At 68.8% G+C, this 14758-nt stretch carries 9 protein-coding genes and 1 pseudogene; 6 read left to right on the plus strand and 4 right to left on the minus strand.

All coding sequences use genetic code 11. From position 1 onward, the window contains the following. Window positions 1-5: 5 nt before the first annotated feature. The 4 genes and pseudogenes from B7R22_RS19800 to B7R22_RS09435 all read left to right on the plus strand — a co-directional run. Window positions 6-452 (plus strand): annotated as a pseudogene (locus B7R22_RS19800) (MFS transporter); the annotation flags it as partial. Window positions 453-561: 109 nt separating this feature from the next. Next, window positions 562-2298, plus strand: coding sequence for a cation:proton antiporter (locus tag B7R22_RS09425; protein ID WP_116411496.1), 1737 nt, complete (start codon window positions 562-564; stop codon window positions 2296-2298). Between the two features lie 28 nt (window positions 2299-2326). Beyond that, a complete protein-coding gene (locus B7R22_RS09430; protein WP_116411497.1) occupies window positions 2327-3253 on the plus strand; it encodes an alpha/beta hydrolase in 927 nt (308 codons plus the stop codon). A gap of 48 nt (window positions 3254-3301) precedes the next feature. Then, window positions 3302-5290 carry an amino acid transporter gene (locus B7R22_RS09435; protein WP_253258983.1) on the plus strand — a complete coding sequence of 663 codons (1989 nt, stop codon included), beginning with the start codon at window positions 3302-3304 and terminating at the stop codon, window positions 5288-5290. A 50-nt stretch (window positions 5291-5340) separates the two neighbouring features. On the opposite strand, the gene B7R22_RS09440 is transcribed toward B7R22_RS09435, so the two are convergent. Together B7R22_RS09440 and B7R22_RS09445 are read right to left on the minus strand one after the other, a co-directional pair. Beyond that, window positions 5341-6204 (minus strand): potassium channel family protein, encoded by an 864-nt coding sequence (locus tag B7R22_RS09440; protein WP_253258984.1) that lies wholly within the window; start codon window positions 6202-6204, stop codon window positions 5341-5343. 109 nt (window positions 6205-6313) lie between these two features. Then, on the minus strand, window positions 6314-7921 hold the full coding sequence (locus tag B7R22_RS09445; RefSeq protein WP_116411498.1) for a CYTH and CHAD domain-containing protein: 1608 nt from the start codon (window positions 7919-7921) through the stop codon (window positions 6314-6316). A gap of 65 nt (window positions 7922-7986) precedes the next feature. Between B7R22_RS09445 and B7R22_RS09450 the strand changes: the two genes are divergently transcribed. Both B7R22_RS09450 and B7R22_RS09455 read left to right on the plus strand, forming a co-directional pair. Further along, window positions 7987-10245, plus strand: a complete 2259-nt coding sequence (locus B7R22_RS09450) for a S9 family peptidase (RefSeq protein WP_116411499.1) — start codon at window positions 7987-7989, stop codon at window positions 10243-10245. 35 nt (window positions 10246-10280) lie between these two features. Further along, the gene (locus B7R22_RS09455) at window positions 10281-11777 is read left to right on the plus strand and encodes a maltokinase N-terminal cap-like domain-containing protein (RefSeq protein WP_253258985.1); all 1497 of its coding nucleotides are present in this window, start codon (window positions 10281-10283) and stop codon (window positions 11775-11777) included. Between the two features lie 172 nt (window positions 11778-11949). On the opposite strand, the gene B7R22_RS09460 is transcribed toward B7R22_RS09455, so the two are convergent. Together B7R22_RS09460 and B7R22_RS09465 are read right to left on the minus strand one after the other, a co-directional pair. Further along, a complete protein-coding gene (locus B7R22_RS09460; RefSeq protein ID WP_116411500.1) occupies window positions 11950-13488 on the minus strand; it encodes an FAD-dependent oxidoreductase in 1539 nt (512 codons plus the stop codon). A gap of 135 nt (window positions 13489-13623) precedes the next feature. Next, complete coding sequence (locus B7R22_RS09465) at window positions 13624-14607, minus strand: magnesium and cobalt transport protein CorA (RefSeq protein ID WP_253258995.1); 984 nt, start codon at window positions 14605-14607, stop codon at window positions 13624-13626. Window positions 14608-14758: the final 151 nt, after the last annotated feature.

A 14758-nucleotide genomic window follows, 5' to 3' on the forward strand; every position in this document is an offset into this window, starting at 1 on the left:
GCACGAGCCTGGTGGTCGGGGGCATCTTCATCGTCCTCGCGTACGCGCTGGCCGTTGGACTGATGGCGGAGGTCTGGCACGCCGTCCTCATCGCCACGATCACCGGTCTCGGCGTCGGGTTCGCCTACGCCGCCATGCCGACGCTCATCATGCGTGCCGTGCCGGCGAACGAGACGGCCGCGGCGATCGGTCTGAACTCGGTCATGCGCACCCTCGGCTCCACTGTGGCGGCTGCGGTGCTCGGCCTGATCCTCGCCTCGAATGCCGTGGTCGTGAACGGCCACGCCATCCCGACGGCTGCATCGTTCCAGCTCTGCTTCATCATCGCGGCTGTCATCGCCCTGATCGGAACGGTGCTGGCCTTCCTGCTGCCCAAGCACGAAGTGCCGACCGACACCGCGAGCATCCCGTTCGTGCAGACGGCGGAGGCCGAGCGGGTCGCTGTCCGCTGAACGTTCACCGCAGCCGAAACCGTACTGTCAACCGATACCGTGCTGTCAACCGATACCATACTGTCAACCGATACCGCGGAACGACCGCAGATGCCTAGGGTGAAGCACTATGGATCCCGCTGAACTCCTGCTCATCCTGGCGGGTTCTCTCGCCGTCAGTGCTCTGGCGCGCTGGCGCGGCTGGCCGGCACCGCTCCTGGTCGTCGCCGTGGCGCTCGGTGTCTCTTTCATCCCCGGTGTTCCGAGCGTCGAGATCGATCCCGAGATCGTGCTGAGCGTCATCCTGCCGCCCCTGCTCTACTCGGCGGCTCTGGATGTCTCGTTCCAGAACTTCTCGCAGAGCCTCCGCCAGATCCGGCGGCTCGGGATCGGGCTGGTCGTGCTGACGGCGCTCGTCGTCGGGCTCGTCGCGTGGTGGCTGGTGCCCGCGTTGACACTGCCCGGCGCCCTGCTCCTCGGGGCGATCGTGGCACCGCCCGATGCTGTCTCTGCGTCGTCGATCGGTCGCCGGCTGGGGCTGCCCCGCCGGGTGATGACCGTGCTCTCGGGTGAGAGCCTGATCAACGACGCCGCCTCGCTGACCCTCTTCAAGGTGTTCGTCGCGATCATCGGCGGATCCACGCTGAGCGTCGGTGGCGTGCTCTGGATGTTCGTGCTGGCCATCGTCGTGGGGCTGGCTGTCGGGCTGGTGATCGGTGTGCTGGTGCAGTTCGTGCGCACCCGGGTGCCCGACTCGCTCGTCGGCACGACCCTCGGGCTGCTCGTACCGTTCGGAGCCTATGCCGCGGGTGAGGCCCTCGGCGGTTCGGGCGTGCTCGCGGTTGTTGCCGCCGGACTCTACGTGGGCTACAACTCCCCCAAGACCGGCTACGAGACCCGGTTGCAGGAGCGCCCGGTGTGGGCCTCGATCGACCTGCTGCTGGAGGGCTTCGTGTTCGCCCTGATCGGACTGCAGGTCGCCGACGTCGTGCGCGCGGTGTCGGACAGCTCCCTCGGGCTCACCCGGTCGGCAGCCCTCGCCGCCGCCGTGTTCGTGGTCGTGCTGCTCATTCGCCCGGCCTACGTGTTCGCCACCTACTACCGCACCAAGGGGCAGCGACACCTCGGCAGGCGCCTGGTCGAGCGGATGCAGGGCATCCAGAGGCTCGGCATCGTGCAGCGCCGTCGTGAGCACCGCAGCGAGCACACCCAACCGCAGTTCAGCAAGCGCGAACTCATGGTCGTCTCGTGGACCGGGATGCGGGGGGTCGTCACTCTGGCCTCCGCTGCGGCCGTGCCCACCATGGCCGCCTCGGGCGAGTTCGCCGGCCGCGAGACCATCACTCTGGTGGCCTTCGTCGTGACCGTCGGCACACTGCTGCTGCAGGGGCTGAGCCTGCCGTGGATCATCCGGCGGCTGAACGTGATCGACAGCGGGCAGGAGGAACGCGACGGCGTCGAGGAGGTGCGGATCTTCGAACTCAGCGTGCGGGAGACGAACGACTACATCGACCAGCACCGCGAGAAGTGGGGCAAAAAGTACGGTCTCGACCAGCTCGACGGATCGATCGAGATCCTGAAGGAGCAGTACGAGCGCCAGGCGACCGTTCTGCTCGACGAGAACGAACTCGACCAGCAGGACATCGATGCCCCCGGCCTCGACACGGCCGAGGCCGAGAAGCCCCGGCTCAGCGGGCCCCAGCTCACGTCGCTCCGCCGGGAGCTCATCGACTACCGGAGGTCGGTCGTGTTGCGGCAGCGGAACGCCGGCGAACTCGACGAGGAAGTCATGCGGAGCGTGTTGCGCGGGCTCGACGCCGAGGAGCTCGCGCTCGACACGTCGACGGTGACCCGCAACAGGTCCTGACAGGTATCGTGAGATCCGATGGGTTCTGATGAGTTCTGAGGCGGGGCAGGGCGGTGCGCCCGGGGGTGCTCACAGCGCCGCCTGGGCGATCGGTCACGTGCCGTTCGCCCGCAGGTTCTACGCCGGCAGGCGCGTGCGCGGCGTCGAGGTTCGCGAAGAGACCCTGACCGCCCCCTTCGACGCTGTGCGCCTGAAGCGACACGAGCGCGTGGGCGGTGCCACCGGTGCCGGTGCAGCCGCCGCCGGTGCCGGTGCCGGTGCAGCCGCGCCCCTCGTGGTGTTCTTCCCCGACGCCGACGCGGTCGCCGCGCGTGGGCGCCGAAGCGGCAACTGGCTGGCCGCGTCGCTCGCCATCCGATTGCCCGTGGTGGTGGTGACGGTGCAGATCCCCGTTGCGGTGCTCGACGACAGGGAGGCGGCGTTCGAGGCGCTTCTCCGTGCAGTCGGGGCGGGCGCAGGCGACGCAGGCGCAGCCGGCGACCCGAAGATCGCACTCCTCGGCGTGGGCACGGGCGGTGCCCTGGCGGCCCGCACCGCGATGCGGGCCAGGGATACCCGCGACGCTTCGGATCCCGATGTGCCCGGCGGCCCGCGCATCCAGAGGCAGGCGCTCATCTCTCCCGACTTCGCGCTGCTCACCGGGCCTCCCGCTACGGAGGACGCTCTTCGCACCTCCCTCGTAGCCCGGCTCTCTGAGCTCCCCGCCACCCTCGTGCAGCAGTACGGCGACCGGGCAGCGAGCCGCAGCGACCCCTCCCAGAACCTCGTCGAGCTGCTCCGCGAGTCGGGCGTGGCAGTGCGCTCCATCGCCTACCCGCCCCAGCGCCTCGACTGGACAGAGTACCCGCGCGCCGTGCGGAGCTCCAGCCGTGCGCTCGACGACCTCGTCGCGTTCCTCGAGCGGGGTATCGTTATCGACGGATTCGACGTCGTACCGGCGTGGAACCTGCACTGATCCCCGCACCTCAACCGCACCCGCACCTCAACCGCACCGAGGATGGCCATGCCCGCACCCGACACCGACGAGGCGAACGCCCGGCACCACGTGATACCCGATCCGGAGGTCGAACCGCAGAGCCGCCTCCGCCAGTGGCTGCTCCAGGGGCTCGTCGACCAGTCGGGGCGCTACCAGGGCTCCTACGGCGTGAAGGTCGAGAAGACGCACTCCTGGTGGCGGGTGATGTGCCTGACCGGCGTCGACTACTTCTCGACCCTCGGCTACCAGCCCGCGATCGCCGCCCTCGCGGCCGGGTTGCTCTCGCCGTTCGCCACGATCGTGCTGCTGCTGCTGACGCTGTTCGGCGCCCTGCCGGTGTACCGCCGGGTCGCCCGCGAGAGCTTCAAGGGAGAGGGCTCGATCGCGATGCTCGAGCGACTGCTGCCGTGGTGGGGTGGCAAGCTCTTCGTGCTGGTGCTGCTGGGGTTCGCCGCCACCGACTTCATGATCACGATCACCCTGTCGGCCGCCGACGCCTCGGCGCACGCCATCGAGAACCCGTTCGCGCCGTCGTGGTTCCACGGCAACGAGGTCATCATCACGCTCGTGCTGGTGGCGCTGCTCGGGGCCGTGTTCATCCGCGGCTTCAAGGAGGCCATCGGTATCGCCACGGTGCTCGTCGCGGTGTACCTCGTGCTGAACTTCGTGGTGGTGCTCGTGTCGATCATCCACGTGTTCGAGAACACCGTCGTGATCACCAACTGGTGGGAGGCGCTGAACGCCCAGCACGGCAACCCGCTCATCATGGTCGGGATCGCGCTGATCGTCTTCCCGAAGCTCGCGCTCGGCCTTTCCGGCTTCGAGACCGGCGTGGCCGTGATGCCGCAGATCACCGGCAGCCCGGGCGACACTCCCGAGCAGCCGACCGGGCGCATCCGGGGCACCTGGCGCCTCCTCACGACGGCCGCCGTCATCATGAGCACCTTCCTCATCACGTCGAGCTTCGTGACGACGCTGCTCATCCCGCAGGCCGAGTTCCAGGCGGGCGGGCAGGCCAACGGCCGCGCCCTGGCCTATCTGGCCCACGAGTACCTCGGCAGTGCCTTCGGAACGGTCTACGACATCTCGACCATCGCCATCCTGTGGTTCGCCGGCGCTTCGGCCATGGCGGGCCTGTTGAACCTCGTGCCCCGCTACCTGCCGCGCTACGGCATGGCGCCGCAGTGGGTGCGCGCGGTCAGGCCGCTCGTGCTCGTTTTCACGGGCATCGCCTTCATCATCACCCTCGCCTTCAAGGCCAGCGTGGATGCCCAGGGCGGGGCCTATGCGACAGGAGTGCTCGTGCTGATCACCTCCGCCTCGGTCGCGGTCACCCTGTCGGCGCGCCGCCAGCGGCAGAAGAAGCGCACGGTCGGGTTCGGCATCGTCGCGCTGGTCTTCGTCTACACGACCATCGCGAACGTGTTCGAGCGGCCCGACGGCGTGCGGATCGCGGCGCTGTTCATCCTGGCGATCCTCGTCGTGTCGCTGGTCTCCCGCGTGCAGCGCTCGTTCCAGCTGCGGGCCACCTCGGTGACGCTCGACGAGACCGCGCTGGAGTTCCTCCGGGCCGATGCCGAGCGGAAGGTGATCCACCTCATTGCGAACGAGCCCGACGACGGCAGCGCGCTCGAGTACCGCATCAAGAACAAGGAGGAGCGGCACGACAGCCACATCCCGAACACCGCCAAGATCATCTTCATCGAGGTGTACCCGGCGGACTCGTCGAACTTCGAGGAGGATCTGGTCGTTCGCGGCGTGACCAAGCACGGCTACCGGGTGCTCGAGGTGCGAAGCGGCAACGTGCCGAACACGATCGCGGTGGTACTGCTGACGATCCGCGACGAGACGGGGGTGGTGCCCGAGATCTACTTCGAGTGGACAGAGGGCAGCCCGGTGTCGAACATGCTCCGCTTCCTGATCACCGGTGGCGGCGAGGTCGCTCCGGTCACCCGCGAGGTGCTCCGCGAGGCGGAGAAGAACGTGAAGCTCCGTCCTGCGGTGCACGTGAGCTGACCTCTGCACGTGAGCTGATCGGTGCACGTGAGCTGACCTCTGCACGTGAGCTAGCCCTTCGGAGTGTCCTCGTCAACCCTCTCCTCCCGGAGCGCCCGCAACTCCGCGGTGAACACCTCGCGCGAGTGCGCCATCTCGGCCCGCAGCTCGTCGATCTGCCGCGACAGCGCGTCGACATGGTCGACGTTCGCCCGCTGTACCTGCACCTCGCTGCTTCGCACACGGTCGACCAACCAGCTGGCGAGGGTCGCGGTCACCACACCGAGCAGGGCGATACCGGCGATCATCAGGCCGACCGCGATCATCCGCCCCTCGACGGTGACCGGCGTGTAGTCGCCGTAACCGACCGTTGTGATGGTGACGAAGGCCCACCAGAGCGCGTCTCCGAACGAGACGATGGATGCTCCCGGCACGTTCTGCTCGGAGTCCAGGATGCCGAGGGCCGCGATGAGCACGAGCAGGCCGGCGGACCCGATCACATACGTGGCCACGCGTCCGCGGAACGCTGTGCCCGCTGTGCGCTGCAACACGGAGAACAGCATGACCAGCCGCAGGAGCCGGAGCGGGCGGAGCAGCGGCAGCACGACGATGAGAAACTCGAGGATGTGCGTGAAGAACCACCGCCAGCGGCGCGGGGCGAGGTAGAGGTTCGCGACGTAGTTCACGACGAAGACGCCCCAGACCGCCCACATGACGATCTCGGCGATGAAATTCGCCTGGCCGCGGAGGTTGCCGATCACATCCCACGAATAAGCGACGAGGAAAACAAGCGACACCGCGGTGAGCGGCCACTCCATGCGGGCGTTCCAGGCGGCCTGACCCTCGACACCGCGAACCACCGGCACCCTGTGCAGCTCGACCTGGTCGTCGAGAGTGCGGGCCCGCCGACGCGGCAGAATCCTCGGAATGCTCATCGTGACCCCACTCGCTGGGCGGCCAGGGTGCGCCGCGGAAGGCTGCAGAACGTGAGCCCAGCCTAGTGCGAGGGCACGCCGCGCGGCAGCAGCCGTGGGGAGCTGCAGTTCAGGCCCCGGGCAGCCACTTCTTCGCGGAGCGGAAGCCGCCCTGCGCGCGGGCGTAGTCCTCGATCGCGCGGTCGGCCCGCTGCTGCTCGAGGGCGTGCAGACGGCCGTACCCGAAGGTGTTCTCGCCGGCCTCTGCGGCGGCTTCGGCAGTGGCGTACAGCAGCCGCTGGAGGGCCACGCTGTCGCGGTACTCCCCCAGCGCATCCTGTACCCGCTCCGCCGCGGAGGCGAGGCGCGCGACCTTCTCGCCGAACACCGCCGTTCCGACGAACGCGGTATCGCCCGAGGTCACGGCCTCGATGCCGAACCGCAGCCGCCGGGCGGCCTTCCGCACCACGTGCACCCAGGCATTCCACTCGTCGGGGTTGCCCGCCTTCGCGACCGCTTTCATCCGTCTCTTCACCCGCCGGAAGTCCGCTGCGATCGGCCGGCCGAGCACCTTCGTCGCGCGCCCGGCTGATCTCTTGCCGAGCCGGGCGGCGTCGCCCGTGCCGGCGGCGAACGCTTCGAGCGAATCGAGCAGCCGGAAGTACCGTGCGCTCGACAGGATGCGCTGCAGGTAGCCGAGCGAGCGCCGGTATTCCGCCTCCTTGTCGGAGACGAGGCGCGCGAGCACCGCTTCGTGCATGCGCTTGTTCGACTGCGAACGCACGAGATTCCGCGCCCTGTCGTGCATGACCTGCGGGTCGCGGGTGTCGCCGAGCACGGTTCCGAGTTCGGCGAGCTCCCGCTCGAGCCGCTTCGCCTCGTCGGAGTCCATCACCGACCGGTAGGTGGCGAGGATGCTCCGCAGCCGCCGCACGGATGATCGCATCGTGTGCACCGCACCCGCTTCGTCCTGGCGAACGAGAGGATCGGCCTCCTTCAGCCGCTCCGTCTGTAGGGCGACCGCCGCGCGGAGCACATCACCCGCCGAGCTCTTGCCGCTGAGCGGTCGCCGGGGCTCCCGCTCCCCCAGCCGCTCGCGGCCGAGCGCGTGGGCGAGCTTCGATACGCTCGCAGACGGCCGGGCTCCCGCGGTCTCCAGCTTCTCCTCGATGGCGTCGAGCAGCGCAGCGCGCTTCCGGGGCGAGCCGGGAGCGTCGTCGGTGAGTTCGACCTCCCACTCGCGCCAGATCCGGAGCTGGGCGGTCGCGACATCCCCGGCCGACACCAGGTCGTCGGCGATCTCGGCGAGCGCGACGTCATCGTCGTCGTAGAGGCAGGTCGTCGTGCGGGTCGTCGTCAGCCGGGCGACAGGAGCGAGAGGATGATCGCGCACATGCACCAACACGAGGTCGAGCACGGCCTCGGGGATCGGCCCGTCGTCGCCGAGCGGCCAGTGCAGCTCCAGCCGGCCCTCGTCGCCCGGCAGCTTGATGTGCCAGCCCTCGTCGGAGCCGCCTTCGCGGCGCCGGAGCACGATCCGCTGGGCCGCGAGATGCAGCTCCGCGGTGTCGTAGTAGACCGCGTGCAACGTCACCGTCTCGGGGTCGGAGACCCTGGCGACCTGGGCGACCCCGGTCAGGTCCGGTACGACGGTCTGGTCGTCGACGTCGTACTTCCGCTCGATCTCGACGTGCACCTGATGATTCATGCCCTGGTGATTCGCGCCCTGCTGATTCATGCCTGCTGCCCCGACCCTCTTGCCTTCGACTCCGCCATACACGCTAACTCAACTACGGTGGATGCATGTCACTGCAGCATCCCCCGGTCGCCCCGAAGGTCCCCACCCAACGCACCCACCACGGCGACACGGTGATCGACCACTACGAGTGGCTGCGCGAGAAGCACGACGAGAGGGTCCTCGCCCACCTCACCGCTGAGAACGCCTGGGCCGAGCAGCAGACCGTGCACCTCGAACCCGTCCGACAGGCCGTCTTCGACGAGATCAAGGCGCGAACCCTCGAGACGGATCTGTCTGTGCCCGTGCGGAGCGGCACCTGGTGGTACTACACCCGAACGGTCGAGGGCAGCCAGTACGGTATCCACGCCCGCGCGCCCATCGCCGGTGCCGACGACTGGACACCGCCCCGCCTCGAGCCCGGTGTGGCCGTGCCTGGTGAGGTGGTCGTGCTCGACGACAACGTCGAGGCGGAGGGCACCGACTTCTACTCCCTCGGGAGCTTCGACACGAGCGCGGATGGCCGGCTGCTCGCCTACGCCGTGGACACGGTAGGCGACGAGCGGTACACGCTCCGCATCCGCGACCTCGACACCGGCGAGAACCTGCCCGACGTCGTCAAGAACACCGCGCCCGGAGCCACTTTCACCCCCGACGGGCGCTTCGTCTTCTACCCGACCGTTGACGAGGCGTGGCGCCCCGACACCATCTGGCGTCACCGGGTCGGCAGCGACGAGGCCGATGTCGTCGTCTTCACAGAACCCGACGAACGCTACTGGCTCGGCATCGGCCTCACCCGCAGCGAGAAGTACCTGCAGCTCGACCTCGGTTCGAGCATCACCAGCGAGACCCACCTGCTCGACACAGCCGACCCTGAGGGCGAATTCGTGCTCGTCTGGCCGCGGGTGGAGGGCGTGGAGTACTCGGTCGAGCACGCCATCATCCCGGGTGCGGGCGACCGCCTCCTCGTCACCCACAATGCGAACGGTGAGAACTTCGAACTGCTGGAGGTGGCTCCGGATGCTCCGCTCGACGAGTCCCGCTGGCGAACCGTGCTCGCCTCGAGCGACGACGTGCGACTCGAGAGCGTCGATGCCTTCGAGACCCACCTCAGTGTGGAGTACCGGCGCGACGCGCTGACCCGGGTGGCGGTCATCCGGCTGGGTGCTGCCACCAGCTCAGCCACTGATGCCGCTGACGATGCAGCCACCGGCGCCGCAGGCGCAGCAGGCAGCGGCACAGCCCTGCTCCCCGGCTACGGCCCGCTCGAGGAACTCCCCTTCACCGAGCCTCTCTTCTCCGTCGGCACCGGCGGTAACCCGGAGTGGACCCAGCCGACCCTCCGCGTCGGCTTCACCTCGTTCGTGACCCCCTCCACTGTCTACGACTACGTGCTCGCCACCGGTGAACTCCGCCAACTCAAGCAGCAACCGGTTCTCGGCGGCTACGACAGCAGCGCCTACACCCAGCGCCGGGAGTGGGCACAGGCCGACGACGGCACGCTCATCCCGATCTCGCTCGTGCAGCGCCGGGACCTCGTGCACACCGGCACCGCCGCTCCCCTCGTGCTCTACGGCTACGGATCGTACGAGGCGAGCATCGACCCGTCGTTCTCGGTCGCCCGGCTGTCGCTTCTGGACCGCGGTGTGGTGTTCGCGATCGCCCACGTGCGTGGCGGCGGCGAACGCGGACGCTGGTGGTACGAGCAGGGCAAGAAGCTCGCGAAGCGCAACACCTTCAGCGACTTCATCGCCGCCGCGCACCATCTCGTCGACACCGGCAATACGACGCCCGCCCAGCTGGTCGCGCAGGGTGGCAGCGCCGGTGGGCTGCTGATGGGCGCGATCGCCAACGACGCGCCAGAACTCTTCGCGGGCATCCTCGCGCAGGTGCCGTTCGTCGACGCTCTCACCTCGATCCTCGATCCGTCGCTGCCGCTCACCGTGATCGAGTGGGACGAGTGGGGCGATCCCCTCCACGATGCGGAGGTCTACGCCTACATCAAGTCGTACTCGCCCTACGAGAATGTGCGGGACGGCATCCGGTACCCGAAGATCCTGGCGGTGACCAGCCTGAACGACACGCGGGTGCTGTACGTGGAACCCGCGAAGTGGGTCGCGAGGCTCCGGGAGGCGGGAGCGGATCCGCTCCTGAAGATCGAGCTCACGGCCGGGCACGGCGGGGTGAGCGGGCGCTACGAGCGCTGGAAGGAGACCGCCTACGAGTACGCCTGGGTGCTTGATCTGTTGGGCGCGCTCAGTATGCTCGGCGCGCTGGCCCCCGCGGGCGCAACCCCTGTTCAGGCGATCCCGAGTACGGAAGCATAGGCTGAGCAACATGCTGGCCACGACGAAAGCGAATCATGACCGACACAGCACCTGGTGACCTCCAAGGCCCCGATTCGGCGCCGTTCGACAATGCCCTCATCGATTCCCTGACCAAGTGGATGCCCCGGCAGCGCTGGTTCGGTGGCAAGACCACCACCCCCGCGCTCCGGCTGATCGGCAGCTTCGACCTGCCGCACGGCGACGCGGAGGTGCGGGTCACGACGTTCCTCGTGCTCGACGAGGGCGGCCAGCAGGCACGCCTCTACCAGGTGCCCCTCACCGTCCGGAGCGAGCGCGCTCCCGACCTCGAGGCCTCCCTGATCGTCGCTGTGAGCGCGGAGCCGGGCTCCGACAGCCCGGACAGTGACGTTCCGGTCAATGCCGTGACCGTGGGCGACGAGGGCTCGCACACCCAGTTCGTCTACGACGGCACCCACGACCTCGCCTATTCGGGCGCTCTCCTCGACCTGATCGCCCGAGACCAGGCGAGCGACGGCACCGGCGGCGCAACGGCGACCGGGCGGGCCCAGGTCTCCGGGCATCCCCTCACGGTCACCCATGCCAAGGTGCTGAGCGGTGAGCAGTCGAACTCGTCGATCATCATGACCGTGACGACGGCGGAGGGCGACGAACACCGGCCTGTCATCTGCAAGGTGTTCCGGGTGCTCCACCACGGCAACAACCCCGACGTGGTGCTGCAGTCCGCACTTGCGAAGGCCGGTTCCACCCGGGTGCCCGCCTCGATCGGCAGCGTCGTCGGCCAGTGGCACGACTCGCGGATGCCCGACGGGCGCACCTCGGGGCATCTCGCCTTCGCGCAGGAGTTCCTGCCGGGCGTCGAGGACGCCTGGCGCGTGGCCCTCGACGCGGTCGAGGCCGGGCGCTCGTTCGTCACCGAAGCCGCCGCGCTCGGCGAGGCCACTGCAGAGGTGCACGAGACGCTCGCCTCCGTGCTGCCGACCGTCGCCCCCTCCGACGACCTCGTCGCCGGTGTCATGACGAGCATGCGTCGTCGCCACGGCGGCGCGGTGCGCGAGGTGCCGTCGCTCGCCGAGCACAACGACGCCATCGAGCGGGTCTTCGAGGCCGCCGAGGCCAGCCCGTGGCCGAACCTGCAGCGCATCCACGGGGACTACCACCTCGGCCAGGTGCTCCACACGCCGAACGGCGGCTGGGTGCTGGTCGACTTCGAGGGCGAGCCGCTCCGGCCCATGGTCGAGCGGAGCCAGCCCGACCTGGTGCTCCGTGACATCGCGGGCATGCTCCGCTCGTTCGACTACGTCGCCGGCTCCTACGCGCAGACCCACCCCGGTGAGTCGGCGACGCAGTGGGCGCTGGATGCCCGGGCCGCCTTCCTCGACGCGTACATCGCCCGCGCAGGGCTGGACCTCCGCGCGAATCGTGCTCTCCTCGACGCCTTCGAGATAGACAAGGCTCTCTACGAGGCGATCTACGAGGTGCGGAACCGCCCCACCTGGGTCTCCATCCCCACCACGGCCGTCGCACGCCTGGCGAACCGTCCCCGCGGCTAGCCGCCAGCGCTCCCCGCCGCGCGTACGCAATTCAGGCAGCGAGGCCCGCCACGTCCAGATAGTCGTCGGCGGCGCATGTGGCCTGAATAGCGCCCGCGGGCGGGCAAGGGCGAGTGGCGATTCGCGCCAGGGCTGGGCGGATGGGCGGGCTGAGGCAGGGGGCCGGGGCGGGTCAGACCCGCAGGTCGTGCACGGTGGGACCCTCGAGGAGGATGCCGTCGGGCGCGAAGCGGGAACCGTGGAGTGGGCAGTCCCACGAGGTCTCCGCGGAGTTCCAGGTGAGCACCCCGCCGAGATGCGGACAGACGGCCGAGACCTGGCAGGTGCGACCCCCGACGGTCGACGTTCCCGTCGGATGGATGCCTGACCGCCCGATCAGCCCCTCCCCCTCCGCGGGGATCGGAAGGGCATCCGTCGACGGACCGGTGAGCACACCCGCCCACCCCTTCAGCGCCCACCAGCCCGTGGCAACGTTCGCCCCGAGCCCCGAAGCCATCGCGGCCGGCAGCGTGGCCCGGTGGTGCAGTGTCTTCGCCCATGACGGCGAGTCGCTCGAAAGGTCGCTGACCAGCGTGAGCGCGGCCTGCACGGCGTTGGTCATCCCCCACTTGTCATAGCCGCTCGCGAAGTAGATGCGCCCCCGGCCCCGCGGCAGATACCCCACAAACGGAACCCGGTGCGGCGTCTCGTAGTCCTGGGCGCTCCACGAGTGCGTGGGAACGGCACCCGGGAAGTGCCGCGCGGTCCAATCGTGCAGGTCGTCGACCAGTCGCTGGGTGTCGCCGGCGCGGCCGACCGGATGCCCGTTCCCGCCGACGATCAGCGTCGCGGGACCCTTACTGCCGTCGCCCGTCGGCCGCCCAGGCGCGGTGCGGATCGACCGGCTCGGCGCATCCACCGACAGGTACATGCTCTGGGGCAGCTCGCCACCACCCATCGGCACCTCGTACGAACCCGCGTACGACCGCAGCGCCCTCAGCTTCGCGAAGTACAGACCGCGGTCGAGGATCGGCACCCCCGTGGTGAGGTGCACGTGCGCACCGAAGACCGTTCCACGTGAGGTGCGCACCTCAGCCGGATCGGATGCCCGCACCCCCGTCACGCGGGTGTTCTCGACGATGACGCCGCCGAGCGACCGCACATCCGCGGCCAGGGCGGCGAGAACGTCGAGCGGGTCGAACTGCGCCTGGTCCGGCAGCACGACGGCGCCGAACGTCTCAAAGGGCAGGTCGGTGCGGTCGACGAGCCGCACGTCGAGCCCGGCAGCTCGGGCGAGCCGGAACTCCCGCCCGACCGTCTCGACCCCCTCGGCAGTTCCCGCATAGCTGACCGCGTCGCGCCGCTGCACGGCAACACCCCGCGATGAGGCGTACTCGAGCATCCACTCCTGGCCTGCGCGGTTGGCGTCGACATACGCCTGCACGATCGACTGGTACGTGTGCGCCTTGATCTTCTGCAGTTGACTTCCCTGCAGCAGCGACAGTTTGGCCGTCGAACGGCCGGTCGCGACCGCACCGATCGAGCGCGACTCCAGTACGGCGACCCGCTTGCCCGCTCTCGCGAACAGCAGCGCGGTGACGAGACCCGTCAACCCCGCCCCCACCACGACCTCGTCGTAGCGGGCATCCGGTTCGAACGGGTCTGTCGCACTCTCAGCCGTGCGGGAGTCCGCTCCGGTTTCCGTGCGGGAGGCGAGCCACAGTGACGTCATCTCCTCAGGCTACGCCGCACCCACGATCTCGTCGGCCCCTTGCGCTCAGAGCCAGCCGAACACTCAGAGCCAGCCGAACACTCAGAGCCATCCGAACGCTCAGAGCCAGCCGAACGCTCAGAGCCAGCCGAACGCTCAGAGCCAGCCGCGCTTCTTGAACGAGGCGTAGAGTCCCACGCTGAGCCCCACCATCAGCCCGAGAGCCGCCGGATAGCTCCATGCGAAGTGCAGTTCGGGCATGTAGTCGAAATTCATGCCGTAGATGCCCGTCACCACGGTCGGTGCGAAGAAGATGGCCGCCCAGGCGGAGATCTTCTTGACCTCGTCGTTCTGGTGGTTACTTGTCTCTGCGAGTTTCTTCATGTCCTCGTTCTGGCGCTGCGCGACGAGGGTCGCGTTCACTGTCAGGATCTCCCTGAGCGTCTGCCGGAATCCATCCACCCGCTCATTCACCACGGCGACGTGGTCGGCGACATCCCGGAACGCCCGCTTCAGTTCGAGGTTGCCCTCCCCCTTGCCGTAGGTCTCCCGGAGGGTCTGCAGCATTGCGGTGAGCGGCAGGGTCGCGCGCTGGAAGTCGAGCACTTCCTGAGAGAGCTCATAGATACGTCTGGACACCGACGGGTCCCCCTCGAACACCTGCGCCTCGATCTCGTCGATGTCCGTCTCGAGCCCGGCGACGACGGGGGCGTACTGGTCGACGACCGCGTCCATGATGCCGTAGAGCGCGGCGATGGGCCCGAGTGCGAGCAGCCTCGGGTCGCCCTCCATCCGCCGGCGGACCACCGACAGATCGGGCTTGGCGCTGTGCCGCACCGAGACCACGAAGTTCGGCCCGACGAACAGGTGGAGCTCGCCGAATTCGACCTCCTCCCGTTCATCCACATAGAAGGCCGCCCGCAGTACGACGAACAGAACGTCGCCGTAGCGTTCGAGTTTCGGCCGCTGGTGGGCCCCGACCGCATCCTCGATCGCGAGCGGGTGCAGGTCGAACTCGGTCTGCAGGTCGGCCAGGGCCGCGGCGTTCGGCCTGAAGAGTCCTATCCAGGCGAGGGCGTCCGGGATGCTCGCCAGAGCCTCGATCGTCTGCTGGGGTGTGGCGGGAGAGAGAACGCGCATGCCGTGGGAGTAGATCGCGTTGTCGATGACACCGCCGCCACCATCCACATCGACCGGATCGGTGACCACATCGTGCGTTTCGGAGCCGTCTGTGGAGGGTCTACGGGTGACCGCACCTCTGATGACCTGTGAGAATTTCATGGGAATTCAC

Origin of the sequence: Subtercola boreus (genome assembly GCF_003399635.1) — a bacterium.
In the GTDB taxonomy this organism is placed as follows: domain Bacteria; phylum Actinomycetota; class Actinomycetes; order Actinomycetales; family Microbacteriaceae; genus Subtercola; species Subtercola boreus_B.

Bases quoted from the DNA above. Each gene is read 5' to 3' on its own strand.
- B7R22_RS09430 (WP_116411497.1), top strand. From the start codon at position 2,327: ATGAGTTCTGAGGCGGGGCAGGGCGGTGCGCCCGGGGGTGCTCACAGC.
- B7R22_RS09460 (WP_116411500.1), bottom strand. From the start codon at position 13,488: ATGACGTCACTGTGGCTCGCCTCCCGCACGGAAACCGGAGCGGACTCC.
- B7R22_RS09450 (WP_116411499.1), top strand. From the start codon at position 7,987: ATGTCACTGCAGCATCCCCCGGTCGCCCCGAAGGTCCCCACCCAACGC.
- B7R22_RS09465 (WP_253258995.1), bottom strand. From the start codon at position 14,607: ATGCGCGTTCTCTCTCCCGCCACACCCCAGCAGACGATCGAGGCTCTG.
- B7R22_RS09425 (WP_116411496.1), top strand. From the start codon at position 562: ATGGATCCCGCTGAACTCCTGCTCATCCTGGCGGGTTCTCTCGCCGTC.
- B7R22_RS09440 (WP_253258984.1), bottom strand. From the start codon at position 6,204: ATGAGCATTCCGAGGATTCTGCCGCGTCGGCGGGCCCGCACTCTCGAC.
- B7R22_RS09435 (WP_253258983.1), top strand. From the start codon at position 3,302: ATGCCCGCACCCGACACCGACGAGGCGAACGCCCGGCACCACGTGATA.
- B7R22_RS09455 (WP_253258985.1), top strand. From the start codon at position 10,281: ATGACCGACACAGCACCTGGTGACCTCCAAGGCCCCGATTCGGCGCCG.
- B7R22_RS09445 (WP_116411498.1), bottom strand. From the start codon at position 7,921: ATGAATCAGCAGGGCGCGAATCACCAGGGCATGAATCATCAGGTGCAC.